Genomic DNA, 22,741 nt, shown 5'->3' with positions numbered 1-22,741 from the left:
CCTCACAGCGCCGCGCGCAGTGCATCCCTGATTAGGGTTTCACAGTCAGCGTCGGGACGCGCAATCTTGGAAATCATGCGGCTAGCTTCCTGTGGTTTATAGCCCAACGCAACCAGTGCTGCTGCGGCTTCCGCTTCAGGATCGCTAACACGGCTGTCTGCGGCAGCAGGTGATGCCAACGGAATATCGCTGACCGGATTAAACAGATCGCCGCTCAAGCCTTTGAAGCGATCTTTCATTTCAACGACTAACCTTTCCGCCGTTTTCTTACCCACGCCCGGAAGTTTAATCAACGCACCGATTTCTTCGCGCTCAACCGCGCTGACAAACTGCGTCGCGGACATTCCTGAGAGAATCGCCAGCGCCAGCTTCGGCCCAACGCCATTCACTTTAATCAGCTCACGGAACAGCGCTCTCTCCTGCTTATCATTAAAACCGAACAGCAGTTGCGCATCTTCGCGGACAACGAAATGGGTAAAGATAATCGCTTCCTGATTGAGCTCAGGGAGCTCGTAAAAGCACGTCATCGGCATATGGACTTCGTAACCCACGCCGTTAGCTTCTATCAGCACCTGCGGCGGCTGTTTTTCCAGGATAATGCCTCTGAGACGACCTATCACGTTGCGCTTCCTTTTACTTAGGGAATGAATGGCTTGAAGTATGACGAGTATATAACATAAAAAAGGCTGGATGAATATCCAGCCTCCTGTTTCAGCGCAGTCGTCCTGCCAGCGGGTTCACTTTCGCCGCCGATGTACGCAGCAGGCTTTGGCTAAAATGACAGTGGGTAATGGCAATCGCCAGCGCGTCGGCGGCATCCGCCTGCGGACTGGCCGACAATTTCAGCAGCGAGCGAACCATATGCTGCACCTGCTTTTTATCCGCCGCGCCCGTTCCTACCACGGTTTGTTTAACCAAACGCGCAGCGTATTCAAACACAGGCAGATCCTGATTCACCCCCGCGACGATAGCCACACCGCGCGCCTGCCCCAGCTTCAAGGCTGAATCCGGGTTTTTCGCCATGAAAACCTGCTCAATCGCCATACAGTCTGGACGAAATTGCGTAATGATTTCACTGACGCCAGCGTAAATCAGCTTCAGTCGCGTGGGCATATCATCCACCACGGTGCGGATACAGCCGCTGCCGAGGTACGTCAGATGACGCCCTTGCTGGCGGATAATGCCATAGCCCGTCACGCGCGAACCGGGGTCGATGCCTACTATTATTGTCATAGTGCTACGATTGTCATCGTGCCGCTCCGCCGATTCGCCCGTGTAGGTAGCCGTTTCTACTCCGCATTACCGACCTGCCATTACAGCAGTTCAGCCACCTCATCGGAGATCTCACCATTATGGTAAACCTCCTGCACATCGTCGCAATCTTCCAGCATGTCGATCAGACGCATCAGCTTCGGTGCCGTTTCCGCATCCATATCCGCCTTGGTGGACGGAATCATCGATACTTCAGCCGATTCTGCTTTCAGACCCGCCGCATCCAGCGCATCTTTCACGTTACCGAACGTTTCCCACGGCGTGAAGACGTCAATCGCACCGTCGTCGTACGTCACGACATCGTCCGCGCCCGCTTCCAGCGCCGCGTCCATCACCGCATCTTCATCCAGACCTGGCGCGTAAGAAATAACGCCTTTCTTGGTGAAAAGGTACGAAACGGAACCATCAGTCCCCAGGTTGCCGCCAGTTTTCGTAAACGCATGGCGTACTTCGGAAACGGTACGGTTACGGTTATCACTCAGGCACTCCACCATGACAGCCGTGCCGCCCGGGCCGTAACCTTCATAAATGATGGTTTCCATGTTGGCATCTTCGTCACCGCCGACGCCACGGGCAATCGCGCGGTTCAGGGTATCGCGCGTCATGTTGTTGGACAGTGCTTTATCGATCGCTGCGCGCAGACGTGGGTTAGAACCCGGATCGCCACCGCCCAGACGGGCTGCGGTAACCAGTTCGCGGATAATCTTGGTAAAGATTTTACCACGTTTGGCGTCCTGTGCTGCTTTACGATGCTTTGTGTTAGCCCACTTACTATGACCTGCCATAAAAATCTCCGAAAAAAGCCTGTTCAGGCCGGATAAATAACAAATTCCTCAATCGCCTGCCGGTTGCTCCAGGACTTGGTCAACTGTGCCGCGTGGGGCACATCCAACCACTGGTAGGCAAGATGCTCGGATAATTGCACCTCGCGCTCAGCGGGTAACGCCAGACAAAACCAATGCTCGGTATTGTGCGTAACCCCCGGCGCATAGCGACGTCTCAAATGAGCAAATAGCTCAAACTCAATACAGCGCTGACAGTCAAAGAGTGATAACGCTTCCGCGGATATATCAATGTTAACTTCTTCTTTGACTTCACGCTGTGCGGCATACGGCGCACTTTCCCCTTCCTCTATGCTGCCGGTTACCGACTGCCAGAATTCAGGATCGTCACGCCGCTGCAACATCAGCACCCGCCCGGTGTCACGGGCATAGATCACCACCAGAACCGAAACGGGTCGCTTATATACCATCTTATTCGTTCTCGGATTTTCCATCCTGAGCCGCTTTCCCTTTTACGACAACCGCAATGGCAAGCTCTTCCAGGGAGGCCGGGTTGGCGAAACTTGGCGCTTCCGTCATCAGGCACGCTGCAGCCGTCGTTTTCGGGAAGGCGATAACATCACGAATGTTATCGGTGCCCGTCAGCAGCATCACCAGACGGTCAAGGCCAAACGCCAGGCCTGCATGCGGCGGCGTACCATATTTCAGTGCGTCCAGCAGGAAGCCAAATTTCTCACGCTGCTCTTGTTCGGTAATACCCAGAATACTGAACACGGTTTGCTGCATTTCACCGTTATGAATACGCACGGAACCGCCGCCCACTTCATAACCGTTAATCACCATGTCATACGCGTTGGCGATCGCCGAAACCGGGTTAGCAGCCAGTTCAGAAGGCAGCATGTCACGCGGTGCGGTAAACGGATGGTGCATCGCAGCCAGCCCGCCTTCGCCATCTTCCTCAAACATCGGGAAATCGACAACCCACAGCGGTTCCCAGCTATTGTCTTTCGTCAGGTTCAGATCGCGGCCCAGCTTGAGACGCAGCGCGCCCAGTGCATCGGTCACCACTTTCGCGCTGTCTGCGCCAAAGAACAGGATGTCGCCATCTTGTGCCGCAGTACGATCCAACAACGCAGACAGCATGTCGTCACTCAGGAATTTCGCTACCGGGCTTTGAACTCCTTCCAGACCCTTGGCACGCTCGTTGACCTTGATGTAAGCCAGACCTTTCGCGCCGTAGATTTCAATAAACTTGCCGTATTCATCAATCTGCTTACGGCTCAGCTGTGCGCCGCCCGGAACGCGGATCGCAGCAACGCGGCCTTTGGCATCGTTTGCCGGGCCGGAGAACACTTTAAAGTCGATGTCTTTAACCAGATCGGCAACGTCAACCAGTTCCAGCGGGTTACGCAGGTCCGGCTTGTCGGAACCGAAACGGCGCATCGCTTCTGCGAACGTCATGATCGGGAAATCGCCCAGATCGACGCCTTTCACGTCCAGCCACAGTTCACGCACCAGTTTCTCCATCACTTCACGCACCTGCGGCGCGGTCATGAAAGAAGTTTCCACATCGATCTGGGTGAATTCTGGCTGTCTGTCAGCACGCAAGTCTTCGTCGCGGAAGCATTTCACGATCTGATAGTAACGATCAAAACCGGACATCATCAGCAGCTGTTTGAACAGCTGTGGAGACTGCGGCAGCGCATAAAACTTGCCTTTATGTACGCGGCTTGGCACCAGATAGTCGCGCGCGCCTTCCGGCGTCGCCTTCGTCAACATCGGCGTTTCAATATCCAGGAAGCCGTGGTCGTCCATAAAGCGGCGAACAAAACTGGTGATACGTGCGCGCGTTTTCAGGCGCTGTGCCATTTCAGGACGGCGCAAATCCAGATAGCGGTATTTGAGACGTGCTTCTTCGGTATTGGTTTGGTTGGAATCCAACGGCAGCGCTTCTGAACGGTTAACAATAGTCAGTGCGCTGGCAAAAATTTCGACTTCACCCGTCGCCATATCTTTGTTGATTTGGCTTTCTGGACGGGCGCGTACTACACCGGTAAGTTGGATGCAGAACTCGTTACGCAACTCGGATGCCAGTTTAAATGCGTCCTGACGATCCGGGTCAAAAAACACCTGAACCAGCCCTTCGCGGTCACGCATATCAATAAAAATCAAACCACCCAGATCGCGGCGGCGGTTAACCCAACCGCACAATGTCACTTCCTGGCCCACATGGGACGAATTCAACTGCCCGCAATAATTAGTACGCATCACGATGTCCTTTTACTCATCCGCCAGCTCACACGTTTTCACGATGGACTACTTTTCACGGTAGATCACAGCGCAAAAACAGTGGCATTTTCGCTGCACGGCATGGTTTTTCTGGATTACTGTCCGGTGAAAAAAGGCGGCTATTATAAAGGATATTCGCCCGAACGATAAGCATGAAGGTAACGCTCTGCGACGCTGCCGCCTACTCTTTTTACGAAATTTCCTTTTCGGTTAACGGAATGTTCACTAATCGGCATAGAGTTGTTGCAAAAGTGAGCACCAGAGGAAGCCTAAACCATCAGCCCAAAGAGGTAGAACTCATCAATACGTATCGCGTGAGGATTTAGGGAAACCGACCTTCCCTTTTAATAAAACCTGCTAAAATTACCAAGTAACTGCTGATTTTTATAAAAATTTTAATAAAAGCGCTTTCCCATTACTGGCAAATGCGTATGGTTTACATGGAGAACAACTATGTATTCATTTGTTGCCCGCCAACCTATTTTAAATCAACACCTCCAAACCGTTGCCTACGAGCTCCTTTTTCGCATGGACGTCACCAATAAATTTCCTGACGTCAGTCCTGAATTTGCGACCGCACAGCTTATTTCCGATCAGTTCTTAACCAATCCGCTGACAAAATCCGTGGTTGAACAACCTTACTATATTAATTTTCCCCATCAGATGCTGATCAATGGCCAGGCAGAAGTGCTGCCACAGGAAAAGGTCGTTATCGAAATTCTTGAAAATTCGCCCCCCGACAACGATCTCTTTGTTGCTGTAAAAAAGCTAAAAAGAAAGGGCTTTAAAATTGCACTTGATGATTTTTCGATGGATTCAGAGTGGGATCGGTTTTTACCTTACATTGACATCATCAAATTCGATTTAACGCTGTCGACGTTTGCTGATATTGAAAATTTCATCAAAAGAACCTCGCCGCGCAAATTAACCTATCTGGCCGAAAAAGTAGAAACGCATGAGCAATACCTACAAAGCAAAAAGCTGGGTATCTCACTTTTTCAGGGGTATTTCTTCAGCCGTCCTGAGATGATCAAGTCGAAAAAATTGGTCAGTAACTCCAGCAATACGATCAGGCTACTGAGAGAGGTGAATAAGCCTGAAATCAACTATGCCACGATCGAGGAACTGGTCTGTGCCGATCTGTCGCTGTATTATAAATTGATGCGCCACATCACCAATATCAAATACAACACCCGTTTTGGTATCACCGCGACCTCGATGTCTTTCCGTTCCATGGCAATGCTGCTCGGGCAACGGGAGCTCAAACGTTTTGTCTCATTAATCAGCATTACCAACAGTAATGAAAATAAACCCAGCGAGCTTTATCGCACCAGTTTAATTCGCGCCAGATTCTTCGAATTATTACACGCGTCTTTTAATGTGAAGGACGATACCACCGAGGCGTTTCTCTGCGGATTATTATCGCTGCTCGATGCCGTATTAGATTCGCCAATGCCGCTGCTGCTCTCGCAAATCGCCCTATCGGAAAAAATTAACCAGAGCTTATTGGATCATACCGGCGAGCTCGCGCTTTATCTGACGTTAATTTCTAAATATGAACAGCAAGAATGGGAAGGACTTGAGCAGCTTTTAACTCAACTAGGCCTCGATGAAGAAGACTTCTTTACCCTGATAATGGAAGCAACACAGTGGGCAGATGAGATTTTATAAACGATTTCTCTCGGCTTGCTCGCACAGCTCTGACAATTACGCGATAATCACCGCCATCCTGCTTGAGATTCAATGACGTTATGGTGCGATGATGTACATCGGATTACCACAATGGCAACACCCCGCCTGGAGTCGGCTGGGATTAAACGATCTTGCCGACTACAGCCGCTACTTTACCTGCGTTGAAGGTAATACGACCTTTTATGCACTGCCTTCACGCGAGGTCGTCGGGCGCTGGCATGATATGACGCATGACAACTTCCGCTTTTGCTTCAAGTTTCCTTCAACGATCAGCCATAAAGCCGCCTTGCAGAACTGTGATAGCGACGTCGGCCTTTTTTATCAATGTCTTGAGCCGATTGAACACCGTATCGGGCAACTTTGGTTACAGCTCCCTGCCGCCTTCGGCCCTGCACAGCTCCCCGTTCTGTGGCGTTTTCTTGATGCCTTACCGCAGGGGTTTGGCTACGGCGTGGAAGTACGTCACCCGCTGTTTTTTGCCAAAGGCGATGAAGAGCGCGCGCTGAATCAGGGGCTACAGCAGCGCGGCATTAATCGTGTGATTCTCGATAGCCGCCCGGTTCACCACGCCGCGCCAGACAGCGCAGCCATGCGTGAAGCCCAGCGTAAGAAACCTCGCGTGCCGGTACACGCCGTGCTCACCGCCACACAGCCGCTGATCCGCTTTATCGGTAGTGAAACGCAGGAAGAAAATCTTCGCTGGTTCGAATCATGGCGTAACAAGCTACCGCAGTGGCGCGAGGCAAATCCCTTCTTCTTTATTCACACGCCGGATATTGGTGATGCCCCTCCGCTGGCGCAGCAGCTTTGGCCGCTACTCGCCGAGATCGACCCGACCTTACCGCCCCAGCCGGATTGGCCACAGCAGGCGACGCTCTTTTGATCCACCCGCCTGGCGGGTGTTAGCCCGTTTGGTTATAAACCATTTGGCAACGCAACGTATTTCCGCTAAAAAAATCGACCTTTACAGGCGACAGTTGCGTTAGGTAAAGCTATTATTCTGCAAGCCGTTTTCGGTTAGGTTACGGAGTAAAACATGGTAAGTGCGCTCTATATCGTGCTTGGCGCAATCTTGTTGATAAAGCTGTCAATTGATGTTGTGAAACTCAGAATGCAGTATCGCGTGGCCTATGGCGACGGCGGATTTTATGAATTGCAAACGGCGATCCGGGTACATGGCAATGCGGTAGAATATATTCCGATCGCGGCGATTTTGCTGGTGCTGATGGAAATGAACGGCGCCCTTATCATCATGATCCACTTTTGCGGCATTTTATTGATTACCGGACGTTTAGTTCACTACTACGGCCTGCGGCATCGCGAATTTCGCTGGCGGCGTTCAGGTATGGCGGCAACCTATGCCTCGCTCATCCTGATGATTGCAGCAAACCTCTATTACCTCCCTTGGGATCTGGTTTTCACGCTGTATTGATGGCTTGAGGCAAAAACTATATCCGCCGCTCTCGGACGCACAGACATTATGCGTCCGGGAATCAAAAAGCGCGCCCACACTATGCGTCTACACAATGTGAAAGGTGAAGGCCACGGTGTATTCTGCTAGAATACGGCCTCTTTAATTAAAATCACTCTCAGTGCACTTTCCGCCATGCCAAACCGCGATATGCTTTTCTCTGTGCCAATTGCCAATTTAGGCGATTGGACATTCGACGAACGCGTTGCTGACGTATTTCCCGATATGATCCAACGCTCTGTTCCCGGCTATTCCAACATCATCTCGATGATTGGCATGTTGGCCGAACGGTTCGTCCGCCCGGATAGCCACGTCTACGATCTAGGATGCTCGCTGGGCGCGGCTACGCTGTCCATGCGACGCAATATCCATGTTCCAGGCTGCAAAATTATCGCGGTAGACAATTCTCCGGCCATGGTGAAGCGCTGCCGCAGCCACATTGACGCTTTTCGTTCCGATACGCCCGTCGAGATTATAGAAGCCGATATCCTCAACATTGATATCGAAAATGCGTCGATGGTAGTGCTGAACTTTACGCTTCAGTTTCTGGAACCCTCCCAGCGTCAGGTGCTCATCGAACGTATTTATCAGGGATTAAATCCCGGCGGCGTGCTTGTGCTCTCAGAGAAATTCAATTTTACGGACAAAGACGTTGGCGAATTGCTGTTCAACATGCACCTCGATTTTAAACGGGCAAATGGCTACAGCGAGTTAGAAATCAGTCAGAAGCGCAGCATGTTGGAAAACGTCATGCTGACCGATTCGGTAGAAACCCATAAAGCTCGGCTGGCAAGCGCCGGTTTTGAGCATAGCGAAGTTTGGTTTCAATGTTTTAATTTTGGTTCGTTATTAGCCGTGAAAGCAGAGGAAAAGGCGTGATCGATTTCGGCAATTTTTATCAGCAAATCGCAAAAGGCCCGCTCAGCCACTGGCTTAACACGCTGCCTTCACAGCTCAGCAGTTGGCAGCAGGAATCCCTGCACGGTAAGTTCAAACTCTGGTTTAACTCGCTGGAACACCTCCCATCGCTGACGCCAACCTCTCTGGATTTGAACGACAGCGTCACCGCGCGCATGGAACCCGATATTTCCGAGGGTCAGCGTGAAGGCATTGAAAAACTGCTGCGTAACCTGATGCCCTGGCGTAAAGGTCCCTTTTCGCTTTACGGTGTGGATATCAACACGGAGTGGCGTTCTGACTGGAAATGGCAGCGCGTTCTGCCACACATCAGCCCGTTGAAGAACCGCCTGATTCTGGATGTAGGCTGCGGCAGTGGCTATCACCTGTGGCGGATGGTCGGTGAAGGCGCCACAATGGCAGTCGGCATTGACCCTATGCAGCTGTTTTTATGCCAGTTTGAAGCCGTGCGTAAACTGCTCGGTGACGATCAGCGGGCGCACGTTTTACCACTCGGCATTGAACAACTCCCCGAACTTGCCGCTTTTGACACGGTGTTTTCGATGGGCGTGCTGTATCACCGCCGTTCCCCGCTCGATCACCTGTGGCAATTGAAGAATCAGCTGGTGGCGGGTGGTGAGCTGGTGCTGGAAACGCTGGTCATTGAAGGTGATGAAAATCAGGTGCTGGTACCGGGAGAACGCTACGCGCAAATGCGCAATGTGTATTTCATCCCTTCCGCCGCGGCCTTGACCACATGGCTTGAGAAATGCGGATTTATTGATGTCCGTGTCGTCGATATCTGCACCACGACAACGCAGGAACAGCGTCGGACAGACTGGATGATCACGGAATCGCTGGCTGAATTCCTCGATCCTGAGGATCCAACGAAAACGGTGGAAGGTTACCCCGCGCCAGTACGAGCCGTACTGGTTGCGCGTAAACCGGGAGTCTACCAGCCCTAGCGGCTGCGCTAGATAAAAAAAGCCCCAACAACACGTTGGGGCCTGGTACTTGCCATGCAAACCGAAGGGTATGCTGCGCGGCAAAATTGAAGAATGACAATGTCGTGTTGATTGCAATGCTGTGTGCGCAGTATCTATATCGCTACACCGTGACATTCCTTACGTTATGACACGTACTGCATTTCACGATCTGGGCTGACTGCCCGTTTCATTGCTGCTACCACATCGCCATCCACGCAATACTGGCTAAATTCGTCTAATTCCGTATCAGAACACATCGACACGCCGATTTTTCGGTAGCGCATAGGGGATGGTGTCCACTGACCGGCAGAACTGTGCAGTTCCCGAATACCGGCCTGCTGGAATTTGTGCAGGTTAGTTAACCTCACGCCGGAACCCGCCATAATGATTGGACCGCGACTGGCCTGTGTTAGTTCACGCAATAACCGCAGCCCATTCTCCGCCGTCTGCTGCTGCCCGGAAGTCAATATGCGCGATACGCCAAGCTCGGTGAGCTGTTCCAGCGCAATGTAAGGGTTCAGGCACATATCGAACGCGCGATGAAAGGTCACCGCCATTCCCTGCGCCACTGCCATGATTTCGCGCATTTTGGGCAAATCAATGTGCCCTTCCTCATTCAGCACACCGACAACGACACCGGGAAACCCCATCTCGCGAATCTGCTCAATGTCGTATTTGATGGCAGCCAGTTCCGTCGCGCTGTAGCAAAAATCGCCGCCTCTCGGGCGCACAATCGGGTGAACAGGAATTGCGACCTTTTCACGAGCACTACGTAGCGCGCCATAGGATGGTGTTAATCCTCCTTCCCGTTGTCCTGCACAGAGTTCAATCCTGTCAGCCCCAGACTGCGCTGCTGTTATGGCACAATCAACGCTATAACAGCATACTTCCAGTTTCGTCATCGCTGCTCCTCCATGTAAACTCCCAGACTACTTTTCTTAATTAGCGAAAAATCGGCGAATCATCAGGCCGATTAAAGTAATAACTATGGCATTCACATTCATATCGTGAGGAGACAGGAGTCACAATGAACGCGATACATTGCCAAAATAAACATGACATAAACCACAATTTTATTAATCTGTTCCAGTGTAAAAGAAAATGGCATGAATAACGTGACATGCCATTTTACCTTTCAGCCAATGTTATCTTCCTGATTACTCTACATACGCATCCTTCACTATTTTCATCATGAAGACATTTCGCTCGCGACAATCTCGCGTATATCAAATGGATGGAATTTTATTGTCACTTTCCCGTTGGTTACCGCCAGCGTCGGATTAGGCATTCGTTCTTTTTCGCCTTGCGGAGAACTGAATTTCAGCTTGATGCCCGGCATACGCAGCGCCTCATCAGACAAGCAGGCCAGCGCACGCTGATGCAGCGTTTCTGCCTCTCCAGACAGCACCAGTTCCACATGCTCCCACCCTTCATGCGGATAATGTTTTTTCCCCGGCCACGGTAGCTCGATACACGTCATTTTCCAAGGGCCTACCGAGATAGCATTATCCAGTATAAACAAACAGATTGGGCGACCATTGATCTGGTTTTCAGACAGTAAACGGCCAGCCTTTAGCAGCACCGCTTTCCAGGATTCAGCCGTCGTGTTCTGGTTACAGCGCAGAGAAATATGGTCAGCATGAAATGCACCTAAATCCAGCTGTAACACATCGGCCAATTCCTGTAACGCGTGCTCAAAACGCGCTAAATCCGTTATCAAATCATTGGGTAACATATCGGGTAAAACTCCTCGCGGCATCTCACATTATCAATAACCATTTGCGCGGTGAGAATATCACACCCGAGGCACATCCTAATTAAATTCTACTTTTCTCTCTGTACATTTATTTACACCTCCGTTACGTGAAACGCATTAAATGCAAAGAAAAGATAACCACGCCGTTTGATTAATAAACGGAAATGTTTTTTACTCGGCGTTAATCTGCGATACTTCTCGCAACCTATTCTGGGAGGAATCTTAAATAAGAGTCGCCCCATTGAACGCCTAAAAGAAAACGTATAAATTAAGAAAACAAATAATAACGCAGAGATATCATCATGGTTTTACTCATTATATCCATCGCGCTTATCGCTATTGCGGCATACGCTATTTTTCGTCATTTTAAAACCAGAGACTCACATAAAATTGGTGTAAATGGTCGTTCAAGAAAACGTTAAGATCGTAATTTTGATTTATTTTTATTCTACCTAAAACCACATTCTCTTTTTTGTCGTGTTCTCCTTATCTCTTTTTCTCCTCTCATCGTCCCTTTTTCATATCCCGCCTGGCGGGTATTTTTTCGCCTGAACATCCCGTTGCCCCTCCCCGTCTGCTGACGAAGAAAGGCAAATATGGTATAAGCAAGGCTTAATTTTTTATTTAAGGTAAACCGGTGAATATTCAGGCTCTTCTCTCCGAAAAAGTCAGCCAGGCGTTAACCGCCGCGGGCGCGCCAGCAGACAGCGAAGCTCAGATTCGTCAGTCGGCAAAAGCACAGTTTGGTGATTATCAGGCCAATGGCGTCATGGCCGTGGCAAAAAAGCTGGGCATGCCGCCGCGACAACTGGCCGAAAAAGTCGTCCAACTTTTGGCGCTGGAGGGCATTGCGGAAAAAACAGAAATCGCAGGCCCGGGATTTATTAATATTTTTCTCGATAAGCAGTGGGTTGCGAGCCAGGTTGAGAACGCCCTGAATGCACCAAAACTGGGTTTAACGCCGGTTGAGCCACAAACGATCGTGATTGACTACTCTGCCCCTAACGTCGCGAAGGAAATGCACGTCGGCCACCTGCGCTCAACCATTATTGGTGACGCATCAGCCCGTACGCTGGAACTTTTGGGCCACAATGTCATTCGCGCCAACCACGTCGGTGACTGGGGTACGCAGTTCGGCATGCTGATTGCCTACCTTGAAAAAATGCAAAACGAAAACGCCAGCGAAATGGATCTGTCCGATCTTGAAGCGTTCTATCGTGAAGCGAAGAAACACTACGACGACGATGCCGATTTCGCCGAGCGCGCACGCGGCTACGTGGTGAAATTGCAGGGTGGTGATGAATACTGCCGCCAGATGTGGCGCAAGCTCGTCGATATCACCATGACGCAGAACCAGATCAACTATGAACGCCTCAACGTCACGTTGACCAAGCAGGATGTGATGGGTGAAAGCCTGTATAACAGCATGCTGCCGGGTATCGTTGCCGATCTGAAGGCAAAAGGTCTGGCGGTAGAAAGTGAAGGCGCTACGGTGGTTTTCCTTGATGAATATAAAAACAAGGAAGGCGAACCGATGGGCGTCATCATCCAGAAAAAGGATGGCGGCTACCTCTACACCACAACGGATATCGCTTGCGCCAAATACCGTTATGAAACCCTGAATGCCGATCGCGTGCTTTACTACATCGATTCCCGCCAGCATCAACACCTGATGCAGGCCTGGACCATCGTGCGTAAAGCGGGTTATGTACCTGACTCCGTCAGTCTGGAACACCATATGTTCGGCATGATGCTGGGCAAAGACGGTAAGCCATTCAAAACGCGTGCAGGCGGGACGATTAAACTGTCCGAACTGTTAGATGAAGCCTACGATCGCGCACTGAAGCTCATCGCAGAGAAAAATCCACAAATGGAAAACGATGAGTTAACCGCGCTGGCGAAAGTGGTTTCCATCGGCGCGATCAAATACGCCGATCTGTCGAAGAGCCGTACCACGGATTATGTTTTCGACTGGGACAACATGTTGGCGTTTGAAGGTAACACGGCGCCTTACATGCAATACGCTTACACCCGCGTCGCGTCTATTTTCAAGCGTGCAGGCATACAGGAAGACAGCTTAACGCAGCCGATTACGCTGAGCGATGAGCGTGAATTTGCGCTTGCCACACGCCTGCTGCAATTTGAAGAAACCATCACCACCGTCGCCCGTGAAGGCACGCCGCATGTGATGTGTAGCTACCTGTACGATCTGGCAGGTCTGTTCTCCGGTTTCTACGAGCACTGCCCGATTCTCAATGCCGAAAGTGACGACGTGCGCCAAAGCCGCCTGAGACTGGCGCTGCTGACGGCGAAAACGCTGAAACAAGGTCTGGATACGCTCGGCATCGAAACCGTCGAGAAGATGTAATTCTTCATCGACTGAAAATCGAACCGTCGATTGACAACAAAAACGCCATTGGTGCTGCCACCAATGGCGTTTTTTTATGACGGACATCCTTGTCCGTCACCCTACGGGCCGTTGCTGTGCAACGTTGAAAAACGTTCCCTACGTTTTTTTATTCCGTAATGGCTTAACGTTATCACACGCTACGGCGGGCGAAATCCCGAGGGCGGAATCCTAACAGCGCCAGCGTGGCAAAATAGGAGCCAGCTCCCGCGACCACAACCAACAGCAAACGCAGGATTCGCATCGTCATATTGCCGTCATCCCACGCGGGCATCCACCACAGCATACCCAGTAAGACTAATGACATCACAATAACTGCCGTGAACAGGCGAATCAGAAACCCCCGCCAACCCGGCAGCGGCTGGAAAATATCCTGCTTACGCAGTTGCCAGTAGAGCAATCCTGCATTCAGGCAGGATGCCAGACCGATAGATAACGCCAGACCAGCATGTTGCAACGGACCGATAAAGATCAGGTTCATAACTTGCGTCAGAATCAGCGTGACGATCGCTATTTTGACCGGTGTCTTAATATCCTGTCGGGAATAAAAACCGGGTACGAGCACCTTGACGACAATCAATCCCATCAGCCCAACCGAGTAGGCAATCAACGCCCGCTGAGTCATGAGCGCATCAAAAGCGCTAAATTTGCCGTACTGGAACAGCGACACCGTTAAAGGTTTCGCCAAAATACCTAGTGCGACCGCACTCGGCAGCGCCAGCAGGAAACACAGGCGGAGCCCCCAATCCATCAGACGGGAGTATTCGTCATGATTGCCACTGGCAAAACTCTTCGCCAGCGACGGGAGTAAGATCGTTCCCAGCGCCACACCCAGAACGCCGGAAGGAAACTCCATCAGGCGATCGGCGTAATACATCCATGACACCGCACCTTCACTGAGGAAGGACGCGAAAATAGTGTTGATGATGAGCGAAATCTGGCTTACCGAGACGCCCAGAACCGCAGGCCCCATCAGCTTCATCACCCGCCAGACGCTCGGTTCCCGCCATTTCAGGCGTGGCAAGACCAGCATGCCAATCTTTTTCAGATGCGGTAGCTGGTAGCCGAGTTGCAGTAAACCGCCAACCAACACAGCCCAGGCCAGCGCCATCACCGGTGGGTTAAAATACGGGGCGGCAAATAGCGAGAAGCCAATCATGCTGACGTTAAGCAATGTCGGAGCAAACGCCGGTACCGAGAAACGGTTCCAGGTATTTAGCACCGACCCCACCATAGAGGTCAGCGAGATCAGCAGAATGTAGGGAAACGTAACCCTTAACAGATCCGAGGTCAGCTCAAAGCGCTCTGGCGTCGCGGCAAAGCCGGGAGCGGTCACCATAATGACCCAGGGTGCGGCAACCATCCCCGCGACGGTAACCAACGCCAGAATCAGCGTCAGCATACCGGAAACATAAGCGAGGAAGGTTCGTGTGGCTTCATCACCCTGCTGGCTTTTATATTCGGCAAGAATAGGCACGAAAGCCTGTGAGAATGCGCCCTCTGCGAAAATTCGGCGAAGCAGGTTGGGCAGTTTGAATGCCACAAAGAAGGCATCCGTCGCCATACCTGCACCAAAAATACGCGCGACGATCGCATCACGCACGAATCCTAAAATGCGCGATAGCATGGTCATGGAACTGACGGCAGCCAGTGATTTAAGTAAATTCATCCGATTATGTTCTGAACGGTTCAGGACCGATTATTAACCCGTTGAGGTCATCCTGATTGCGAGGTGCGACTAGTCTACGCATTGCGCGAGTAATAGCTACCGCACATTGTCATAACCGCTGAACTTTTCAGCTTTTTCCCAGCAATTTTTCAATCATGCGTTGGGACAGCAACGCATGGTTACCTGATGTTTCCGCTGGTTTCCGTTGTTCAATGGCCGCCATAAAATGCTGCACCGCACCGACAAATCCGCGTTGTTCCAGCGTGGTTTGCCAGGATGGCACGGCTGGGCGGAGCGTCATCCCCTCACGGTCTTCACGCCATTCACGCATCTCATCCACCTGGTAGAGCCCGCCATGGGTAACGGCCTGAACCCATTCCCGCTGGCTTCCAGCCTGACGATGCATGCTGGTCGTCACCTGACAGTTACCGCTCTGGAAATGGTGCTCGGCATACAGCAGTTGGCCGTCCGCATTCGCATGCAAGACGCCGTCAATCAGTTGAGCCTCGCCGCCAGCCAGCCAGAGCGCCGTGTCCACCACGTGCAGGTAGTCATCCAGCAGAGTAAAACGCACATCCTGTGGCCCAACGCCATTAATCCGGTGTTTATCCATGCGCAGAGATGCTGGCTGATCCAACCGCTGTTTTAGCTGCTGATAGCACGGCGCGAAACGACGATTAAAACCGACCATCAGAATTTTTTGTCGTTGTTCCGCCAACTCGACCAGCGCTTCCGCCTGCTCCAACGTCTCTGCCAGCGGTTTATCCACATAAACATCGACGCCAGCCTTCAGCAGTTGGCTCACAACAGAAAAATGGCTGGCGGTGCTGCTGTGCACGAAAACGGCATCGCATTGTGCTGCCAGCTCGTCCAACGCGGAGAAACTCGTCATCCGATAGTGCTGACAAATCCGCTGCGTCTTTTGCCGATCGGGAGAAAAGGCGCCGACCAGTTCCCAGCGATCGGCCTGACTAAGAATCGGCAAATACGCTTTCTGCGCGATAGAACCCAGCCCGACAACGCCGACGCGGGGACGTTGGGTAAAACCGCTATTCTTTGGGACGCTTTCCGCAGACGTAATCTGAGGCTTCATGACTGACTTTCTCCCTGATACAGATTCATTACGCTAACAGCGCGGCAAGCTGACGTTTGAGTTCAGCGACCTCTTTTTCTAACGCCTCAACGCGTTCGGTCAGCGGATGCGCATCATCGCTTATGCTTTCCGCTTCAGGCGTCGCCGCATCACTGGTCTCACCGCTGAAAAGGTGTCGATAGCGACTTTCCCGCTTACCCGCTTCCCGCGCCAGACGGACGACAAACGGCCCGTCGTCGCGCTGCTGCAACTGTTCAAGCGTGGATTCAGCCTCGCTGACATCTGAAAATTCATACAGCCGGGCCGCGCGGGTACGCAGTTCACCCGGCGTCTGTGGGCCACGCAGGAGCAGCGTCGTCACCAGCGCCACTTCCGCCGGTGACAGTTTCAGGTCACCAAACTCAGAATTGCAAAAACGATGTTCATACTTCACGACACGATTGCCAAAGCCGCTGAGCGTGCGCAGGAAATGCTTCTTCACGAGTAAATCCAGCGTTTGCTGCACCTCGCTTTCACTCAGTTCCATCACGGGTTCGCGGTTGGTTTTCTGATTACAGGCCGTGGTGATGCCGTTTAACGACATCGGGTATTGGTCCGGCGTGGTGATCTGCTTTTCCAGCATGCAGCCAATCACGCGGGCTTCACGAGCATCCAATTGGTATTTCATCATTTTTCCTTAACGCGGAGACTTCCACTCTGCGTTGGTCAGCGCGGTTAATACATGGTCCTGCCATTTGCCGTCAATGAGCAAATAATCTTTCGCATAACCCTCACGTTCAAACCCCAAACGCGCCAGTAAATTCCCGCTACGCTGGTTATGCGGCATATAGTTAGCCATGATGCGGTGCATATGCTGCTGACGCTGCATATAACGTATTGCCGGTTGCAGCGCTTCGAACATCAGCCCCTGCCCCTGCCATTTTTGGCCGAGCGAATAGCCCAGATAGCAGGCGTGAAACGATCCCCGCAGCACGTTGCTGAAATTAGCCACGCCGTAGACTTCGTTTTCATTCTGATCCAACAAGAGGAAGTAATAGGCGCTGCCCTGCTTATGCATATCGTTAATTACGCTCAGCCGCGCCTGCCAGCCTGATGGATAGCAATGGCTGGCGTCTCTCACGGGTTCCCACGGCTTAAGGAAATCACGGTTTTCAGAATAGTATTCAGCCAGACGCCATGCATCACGTTCATGGGCCAGACGCACCACCAGCCTGTCGGTTGTCAATTGCACTCTTGCTGGCGTTGAACGGTAGCCAAACATTTTTCCCCCTGCCTCTCCATGTTATCGATAAGTAAAATTCATCGCCGCTGAAAAAATCACTATTTCACATAAGCAGAAAATATCGGTATTTCCGATAATCCTTACTATAACCACATAAATTCATAGACGTAAAATCCTCGTCGCCGAGTTATTGCGCAGTTGAATCAGGAAAGCCATTTTTTCTCACCGAAATGCTACTCGGATAACGTTAAATCGATAAAAAAATATTATCCAACAATAGGCTATACCAAAGTCGAATTAGAGTACAAAATAGTCACGTCTGTTATTTTCCTCCTTTCTTCGTTGTGGTGAAACATGCCTCTGATGTCGCAAGCTCGGAGCTTGGGTAAATATTTTTTATTACTCGATAATATGCTGGTGGTTCTGGGATTCTTTGTTGTTTTTCCCCTTATTTCCATTCGTTTTGTCGACGATCTCGGCTGGGCGGCATTATTAGTCGGTATCGCATTGGGATTGCGTCAGTTTATTCAGCAGGGGCTCGGTATTTTCGGCGGGGCCATTGCTGACCGGTTTGGCGCCAAACCGATGATTATTACCGGGATGCTGCTACGCGCCTCCGGTTTTGTGTTTATGGCAATTGCCGACGAACCCTGGCTGCTTTGGCTGTCTTGTGCGCTATCCGGCCTCGGCGGCACACTCTTCGATCCGCCGCGCACTGCACTGGTAATCAAACTGATTCGCCCACAAGAACGTGGCCGTTTTTACTCGCTGTTAATGATGCAGGATAGCGCAGGTGCCGTTATCGGTGCCCTTATCGGCAGTTGGCTGCTCCAGTACGATTTTGAGATCGTCTGCTGGGCGGGTGCCGTCATCTTCGTACTCGCGGCGGCGCTCAATGCCTGGCTGCTGCCAGCCTATCGCATCTCAACGGTCAAGACGCCGATACGGGAAGGTCTGACGCGCGTTATTCGCGACCGCCGTTTCCTGATGTATGTGTTAACCCTGACGGGTTACTACATGCTGGCCGTGCAGGTGCTGTTGATGCTGCCCATTATGGTCAACGAAATCGCCGGAACGCCGTCTGCGGTGAAATGGATGTACGCCATTGAAGCAACGCTATCGCTGACGCTGCTGTACCCTATCGCTCGCTGGAGCGAGAAGCGCTTCCGGCTGGAACAGCGCCTGATGGCAGGACTATTCATTATGTCCGTCAGTATGTTCCCTATCGGGATGACGACAGAGCTGCAAACCCTGCTGATGCTGATCTGCCTGTTTTACATTGGATCGATTATCGCCGAGCCCGCGCGTGAAACCCTGAGCGCCTCGCTGGCAGATTCCAGAGCCAGAGGCAGCTATATGGGGTTCAGTCGGCTTGGGCTGGCGCTTGGCGGCGCGATTGGCTACAGCGGCGGCGGTTGGTTATTCGATACCGGACATGCGTTGAACCAGCCGGAACTGCCGTGGTTCATGCTCGGCACTATCGGGTTCCTGACGTTAGTCGCGCTGTATTGGCAGTTCAATCAACGCCGCATCGAGCCTGCGATGCTGGGCGGTCATTAGTCTGAATTTTACCGACGAGTTTGATCTCGTCGGTAAAGCCCTCCTATACTTTCCTAATACATTCAAACAATTGTTTCGTCGCGAGCCTTCTCGCACGTTCGGGTTACCTTGTTTGATGCTGGGTTACACGCGTGGCCGCACTGCGGTCTTTGTCCACATGTCATTTAGGAGACGACGTATGAAGCTCTACATTTACGATCACTGTCCCTATTGCGTTAAAGCGCGCATGATCTTCGGCCTGAAGAATATTCCTGTCGAACTGCAAATACTGGCGAATGACGACGCCGCAACACCAGAGCGGCTGATCGGCCAGAAAATGGTGCCTATTCTGCAAAAAGACGATGGCAGCCACATGCCTGAAAGTATGGACATTGTTCATTTCATTGATAATTACGACCGCAAGCCGCTGCTGACCGGCTCCACCAATCCCGCCATCACCGCCTGGCTGCGTAAAGTCACAGAGTATACGCCGCGCCTGATTATCCCTCGCTTCGCTCAGGCAGCCTTTGAAGAATTTGCCTCCGCTTCCGCCCGGCAATACTTTATTAATAAGAAGGAAGCCCAGCTAGGCAGTTTTGCTGACCACCTGAGTCATTCTCAGGGGCTGATTAAGAAATTGAACAATGACTTACAGGATCTCGATCCGCTGATTGTCCAACCAAACGCCTGCAACGGTGTGCTATCAACGGATGATATCGACCTCTTCCCGCTGCTCCGCTCGCTGTCTATCGTGGCGGGTGTCACGCCCCCTTCGCGCGTTGCGGACTATCGGGATAACATGGCGAAACAGACTCAGGTAACGCTGCTCAGCAGCCTGGCAATCTAACCCTTCGATTTTACTCCGCCGCTTCGTCCTGAAGCGGCGTTTCGCTGCTGTTTCAGTGCTATCCTATTGTTTACCCTGTGCATCCGGCGCACGCTGCCGATGCGTAATCGTGCTGATTGCTAACACAGATAGATTGCCCGTATGAACACACGCCACCTATGAGTAGATTGTGCGCGTCAATAGCATTAAGAGGTCAGAATAATGAAAAAATCAGGATGGATGGCAGCGGCCGCAGTGCTGCTGGCTTTTACACTCAGCGGCTGTAATAAACTCACGCAATACACGCTCAGTGAACAGGAAGTGAATGAGTACCTGCAAAAACACAATGATTACCAGAAACAACTGGGCGTGCCTGGCGTGGTGGATGCGCATATCGTTTTAACCGAGCTATCCAGCCAGATTGGCCGGGCAGAACCGGGGAAAGTCACGCTAGCGGGCAATGCGAAGGTCGATATTTCGTCCCTGTTGGGCAATCAGGCTGCCGATATGAAGCTGACTCTGAAAGCACAGCCGGTATTTGATAAAACGCAGGGCGCGATTTACCTGAAAGACATGGAACTGGTTGATTACACGGTACAGCCGGAAAAAATGCAGACGATAATGAAAACGCTAAGCCCTTACCTCAATCAATCGCTGAAAAGCTATTTTGACCAAAAACCGGCTTACGTGTTGAATGCGGATAAGAGCACAACGGAATCGCTGGCGAAGAAGATGGCGAAAGGCATCGAAATCAAACCGGGCCAGATTGTTATCCTGTTTACTGACTAATACCTACTCGCCGATAGCACACATCATGTCTGCTATCGGCGTACCAGGTTTCATACTGCGAGGTTTCATTCCAGCGTACTATTCTTCTGCTTCCGACTCGTCGTCTTCTTCATCGCTTTCACCCAGCTCATCTCGCATCGCTTCCAGCGCTTCGCGGCACACAATCGCCAGCGTACGATAAAATGCGGTCGTAGCGTGACTTTCCACTTTCCCGAGAAAACGATCGCTCCACGGTAAGAGATATTCATCAAACAGGGTAATCTGCGCCGCCGTTTCGTCTTCTTGTGCCTGATCTTCCAGCCATGACGCCGCAAGCAGCAAGCTACCGAAATGGCCAACCGCGCCGTCATTTAATGGCATGCCGCGCTGTTGTAGAAAGGTACGAATTTCCGCATCATCAGCATCGCTTTCATAGGATGAGCGCAGCGGCGAAACCGAGCCGTTCTCACTATCAAACAGCGCCTGATAATCCGCCTCCATCGCGGGTAAATCCAATCCCTTTTGCAAACGGGCCAGCAAGGCATCCTGCTCCAGCGGCCAGTGCGGCGCCAGTTTCCCCTCTTTAATCAACGTGAACAGCGGCGTCAGCAAAGGATCCTGCGGCTGGCGATAAAACAGCGTGCCCAATAGGCGGCACACAATAGAAAACTCGTTCATTGATAACCCTATTTATTTTTAAGTGACGATGCCTTTAAGTGACAATGTTTTTAAGTGACAACGTCACAAATCAGCAAGCTCAGCGATAGCAGGCATTCCCCGCTGTTCGAGAAAATCCAACACGCGCCGAGGGCTTACATTCAATATCCGATCCTGCGGGAAATTCACTTCCTGCAAAATACGTTCACAGTGAGTAAAGTCTCCCAGAGAAAACGCAATATGGGAATCAGAACCTAAAGAAAGTAACCCACCCGCGTCACGCACGGCTTCCGCGATCGCCCGACAGTTTGGTTCACTGCCTTTGCGCGAATGCATGAAAGAGGAGTTATTCAGCTCCAGCGCCACATTATATTTCGCCGCTGCTTCCGCAATGGCGCGGATATCGACAGGAAATTTCGGGTTACCGGGGTGGCTAATGATATGTGCGTCGCCACGTGCCATGGTCGCGATCATCGCCGTCGTATGCGTGTCTTTATCCTGTGGTGGAAAAACCGGCTCATGAAAGCCCGCGATAATCACATCCACCTGATCCAACATGGGTCCGGTGCAGTCGATATCGCCTTCAATGTTTTTGATATTCGCTTCGATACCGCGCAGGATACCGACGCCATCAACCAGACGCGGCCAAACGCGCATATTCATGAAGTGCCAGTAATGCGGCGCATCCGCCATATCCGGGCCATGATCGGTAATGGCGAACAGGCGGATATTCTTCTGCTGTGCTTCAGCAATGTAATCATGCAGGGTACTGTAAGCGTGCGTACTGGCAACGGTGTGCATATGTAAATCGACGGGATACATAGGTTCTCCTGGGTCAGCGTTTGCAAGTCAGCATACCATTTTCGGGGGTATTCCGCAGCCAGTGAGCGAAATTACAACGCATGATTAACACAAATGAAACATCAGACTTTTGCGTAACGACGGGGAATGAATGGAAGGCGAGCGCAAAAACGGTGAGCAAAGCAACAAATTGCGTTAACTTTAGCTAATTGCACGTATTGAATGCAGAAGTTTGTTGACGCTGTTCGGCAATTTACCTACATTAGCGCCGTCCGCTGATATGCGATACGGCGAGACCACGGTGAGGTGTCCGAGAGGCTGAAGGAGCACGCCTGGAAAGTGTGTATACGTGAAAACGTATCAAGGGTTCGAATCCCTTCCTCACCGCCATATAAAAGAAAACGCCCTTGACGCAAGTTAAGGGCGTTTTCTTTTATATCGTTGGAACGAATGAGAAGCAGAACTCACGAGTCAATCCCCCTACCTACTACTCACACCGATCTCCCTTGACGTAAATCAAGGGTGTTTCCTTTTATCGTGATGGAAAGGACGAGAAACCTTGACGAAGAGTGACAAAACGGCAGGATATAGCCACTCTGATAAAAGGATAACAT

General features: G+C 51.4%; 22 protein-coding genes and 1 tRNA gene. 10 read left to right on the top strand and 13 right to left on the bottom strand.

Features of this window, described 5'->3' with window-relative positions:
• Positions 1 to 2: 2 nt before the first annotated feature.
• From ruvA to aspS, 5 genes are all read right to left on the bottom strand, one after another.
• Positions 3 to 620 (bottom strand): Holliday junction branch migration protein RuvA, encoded by a 618-nt coding sequence (ruvA, locus tag R9X49_RS05705; protein ID WP_319847531.1) that lies wholly within the window; start codon positions 618 to 620, stop codon positions 3 to 5.
• A 91-nt stretch (positions 621 to 711) separates the two neighbouring features.
• Positions 712 to 1,233, bottom strand: a complete 522-nt coding sequence (ruvC, locus tag R9X49_RS05700; RefSeq protein ID WP_039496035.1) for a crossover junction endodeoxyribonuclease RuvC — start codon at positions 1,231 to 1,233, stop codon at positions 712 to 714.
• An 80-nt stretch (positions 1,234 to 1,313) separates the two neighbouring features.
• Complete coding sequence (locus R9X49_RS05695; protein WP_015840062.1) at positions 1,314 to 2,057, bottom strand: YebC/PmpR family DNA-binding transcriptional regulator; 744 nt, start codon at positions 2,055 to 2,057, stop codon at positions 1,314 to 1,316.
• Between the two features lie 23 nt (positions 2,058 to 2,080).
• Positions 2,081 to 2,524 (bottom strand): dihydroneopterin triphosphate diphosphatase, encoded by a 444-nt coding sequence (nudB, locus tag R9X49_RS05690; protein ID WP_010275904.1) that lies wholly within the window; start codon positions 2,522 to 2,524, stop codon positions 2,081 to 2,083.
• 1 nt (position 2,525) lies between these two features.
• On the bottom strand, positions 2,526 to 4,322 hold the full coding sequence (aspS, locus tag R9X49_RS05685) for an aspartate--tRNA ligase (RefSeq protein ID WP_319847530.1): 1,797 nt from the start codon (positions 4,320 to 4,322) through the stop codon (positions 2,526 to 2,528).
• Positions 4,323 to 4,796: 474 nt separating this feature from the next.
• Here aspS and R9X49_RS05680 point away from each other — a divergent pair, with 474 nt between their 5' ends.
• The 5 genes from R9X49_RS05680 to cmoB all read left to right on the top strand — a co-directional run bounded on the left by R9X49_RS05680 (position 4,797) and on the right by cmoB (position 9,368).
• Positions 4,797 to 6,014, top strand: coding sequence for an EAL and HDOD domain-containing protein (locus R9X49_RS05680; RefSeq protein WP_319847529.1), 1,218 nt, complete (start codon positions 4,797 to 4,799; stop codon positions 6,012 to 6,014).
• Positions 6,015 to 6,105: 91 nt separating this feature from the next.
• The gene (locus R9X49_RS05675) at positions 6,106 to 6,918 is read left to right on the top strand and encodes a DUF72 domain-containing protein (protein ID WP_319848593.1); all 813 of its coding nucleotides are present in this window, start codon (positions 6,106 to 6,108) and stop codon (positions 6,916 to 6,918) included.
• Positions 6,919 to 7,071: 153 nt separating this feature from the next.
• Positions 7,072 to 7,467: an MAPEG family protein gene (locus R9X49_RS05670; protein ID WP_014915147.1), complete on the top strand. Its 396-nt coding sequence runs from the start codon at positions 7,072 to 7,074 to the stop codon at positions 7,465 to 7,467.
• A gap of 174 nt (positions 7,468 to 7,641) precedes the next feature.
• Entirely contained in the window at positions 7,642 to 8,385 is a 744-nt protein-coding gene (cmoA, locus tag R9X49_RS05665; RefSeq protein WP_319847528.1) for a carboxy-S-adenosyl-L-methionine synthase CmoA, read from the top strand.
• Positions 8,382 to 9,368 (top strand): tRNA 5-methoxyuridine(34)/uridine 5-oxyacetic acid(34) synthase CmoB, encoded by a 987-nt coding sequence (gene cmoB, locus R9X49_RS05660; protein WP_319847527.1) that lies wholly within the window; start codon positions 8,382 to 8,384, stop codon positions 9,366 to 9,368. Before cmoA ends, cmoB begins: the two co-directional genes overlap by 4 nt.
• Positions 9,369 to 9,532: 164 nt before the next feature.
• On the opposite strand, the gene cutC is transcribed toward cmoB, so the two are convergent.
• Both cutC and R9X49_RS05650 read right to left on the bottom strand, forming a co-directional pair.
• Positions 9,533 to 10,291 carry a copper homeostasis protein CutC gene (gene cutC, locus R9X49_RS05655; protein ID WP_319847526.1) on the bottom strand — a complete coding sequence of 253 codons (759 nt, stop codon included), beginning with the start codon at positions 10,289 to 10,291 and terminating at the stop codon, positions 9,533 to 9,535.
• A 287-nt stretch (positions 10,292 to 10,578) separates the two neighbouring features.
• Complete coding sequence (locus R9X49_RS05650) at positions 10,579 to 11,124, bottom strand: VOC family protein (protein WP_319847525.1); 546 nt, start codon at positions 11,122 to 11,124, stop codon at positions 10,579 to 10,581.
• A 658-nt stretch (positions 11,125 to 11,782) separates the two neighbouring features.
• On the opposite strand from R9X49_RS05650, the gene argS reads away from it, so the two are divergent.
• Complete coding sequence (gene argS, locus R9X49_RS05645) at positions 11,783 to 13,513, top strand: arginine--tRNA ligase (protein ID WP_319847524.1); 1,731 nt, start codon at positions 11,783 to 11,785, stop codon at positions 13,511 to 13,513.
• 172 nt (positions 13,514 to 13,685) lie between these two features.
• Here the strand turns inward: argS and murJ are convergent, their stop codons facing one another.
• From murJ to rimJ, 4 genes are all read right to left on the bottom strand, one after another.
• On the bottom strand, positions 13,686 to 15,221 hold the full coding sequence (gene murJ / locus R9X49_RS05640) for a murein biosynthesis integral membrane protein MurJ (RefSeq protein WP_319847523.1): 1,536 nt from the start codon (positions 15,219 to 15,221) through the stop codon (positions 13,686 to 13,688).
• A gap of 127 nt (positions 15,222 to 15,348) precedes the next feature.
• Entirely contained in the window at positions 15,349 to 16,314 is a 966-nt protein-coding gene (locus R9X49_RS05635; protein WP_319847522.1) for a Gfo/Idh/MocA family oxidoreductase, read from the bottom strand.
• A 28-nt stretch (positions 16,315 to 16,342) separates the two neighbouring features.
• A complete protein-coding gene (locus R9X49_RS05630) occupies positions 16,343 to 16,981 on the bottom strand; it encodes a YceH family protein (RefSeq protein ID WP_319847521.1) in 639 nt (212 codons plus the stop codon).
• Positions 16,982 to 16,990: 9 nt separating this feature from the next.
• Positions 16,991 to 17,575 carry a ribosomal protein S5-alanine N-acetyltransferase gene (rimJ, locus tag R9X49_RS05625; protein WP_319847520.1) on the bottom strand — a complete coding sequence of 195 codons (585 nt, stop codon included), beginning with the start codon at positions 17,573 to 17,575 and terminating at the stop codon, positions 16,991 to 16,993.
• Positions 17,576 to 17,890: 315 nt separating this feature from the next.
• Here rimJ and mdtH point away from each other — a divergent pair, with 315 nt between their 5' ends.
• From mdtH to R9X49_RS05610, 3 genes are all read left to right on the top strand, one after another.
• On the top strand, positions 17,891 to 19,096 hold the full coding sequence (gene mdtH, locus R9X49_RS05620) for a multidrug efflux MFS transporter MdtH (RefSeq protein WP_319847519.1): 1,206 nt from the start codon (positions 17,891 to 17,893) through the stop codon (positions 19,094 to 19,096).
• Between the two features lie 178 nt (positions 19,097 to 19,274).
• Entirely contained in the window at positions 19,275 to 19,922 is a 648-nt protein-coding gene (gene grxB / locus R9X49_RS05615; protein ID WP_319847518.1) for a glutaredoxin 2, read from the top strand.
• 201 nt (positions 19,923 to 20,123) lie between these two features.
• Entirely contained in the window at positions 20,124 to 20,690 is a 567-nt protein-coding gene (locus R9X49_RS05610; RefSeq protein WP_319847517.1) for a lipoprotein, read from the top strand.
• 78 nt (positions 20,691 to 20,768) lie between these two features.
• On the opposite strand, the gene R9X49_RS05605 is transcribed toward R9X49_RS05610, so the two are convergent.
• Both R9X49_RS05605 and R9X49_RS05600 read right to left on the bottom strand, forming a co-directional pair.
• Positions 20,769 to 21,347: a molecular chaperone gene (locus tag R9X49_RS05605; RefSeq protein WP_319847516.1), complete on the bottom strand. Its 579-nt coding sequence runs from the start codon at positions 21,345 to 21,347 to the stop codon at positions 20,769 to 20,771.
• Between the two features lie 63 nt (positions 21,348 to 21,410).
• Positions 21,411 to 22,148, bottom strand: coding sequence for a phosphatase (locus R9X49_RS05600; RefSeq protein ID WP_180741199.1), 738 nt, complete (start codon positions 22,146 to 22,148; stop codon positions 21,411 to 21,413).
• Between the two features lie 279 nt (positions 22,149 to 22,427).
• Between R9X49_RS05600 and R9X49_RS05595 the strand changes: the two genes are divergently transcribed.
• A tRNA-Ser gene (locus R9X49_RS05595) sits at positions 22,428 to 22,517 on the top strand.
• The last annotated feature ends 224 nt before the right edge of the window (positions 22,518 to 22,741 follow it).

The sequence above is a fragment of the Pectobacterium carotovorum genome (genome assembly GCF_033898505.1).
Lineage (GTDB): Bacteria > Pseudomonadota > Gammaproteobacteria > Enterobacterales > Enterobacteriaceae > Pectobacterium > Pectobacterium carotovorum_J.
This window is presented reverse-complemented; position numbering and strand designations above follow the sequence as displayed.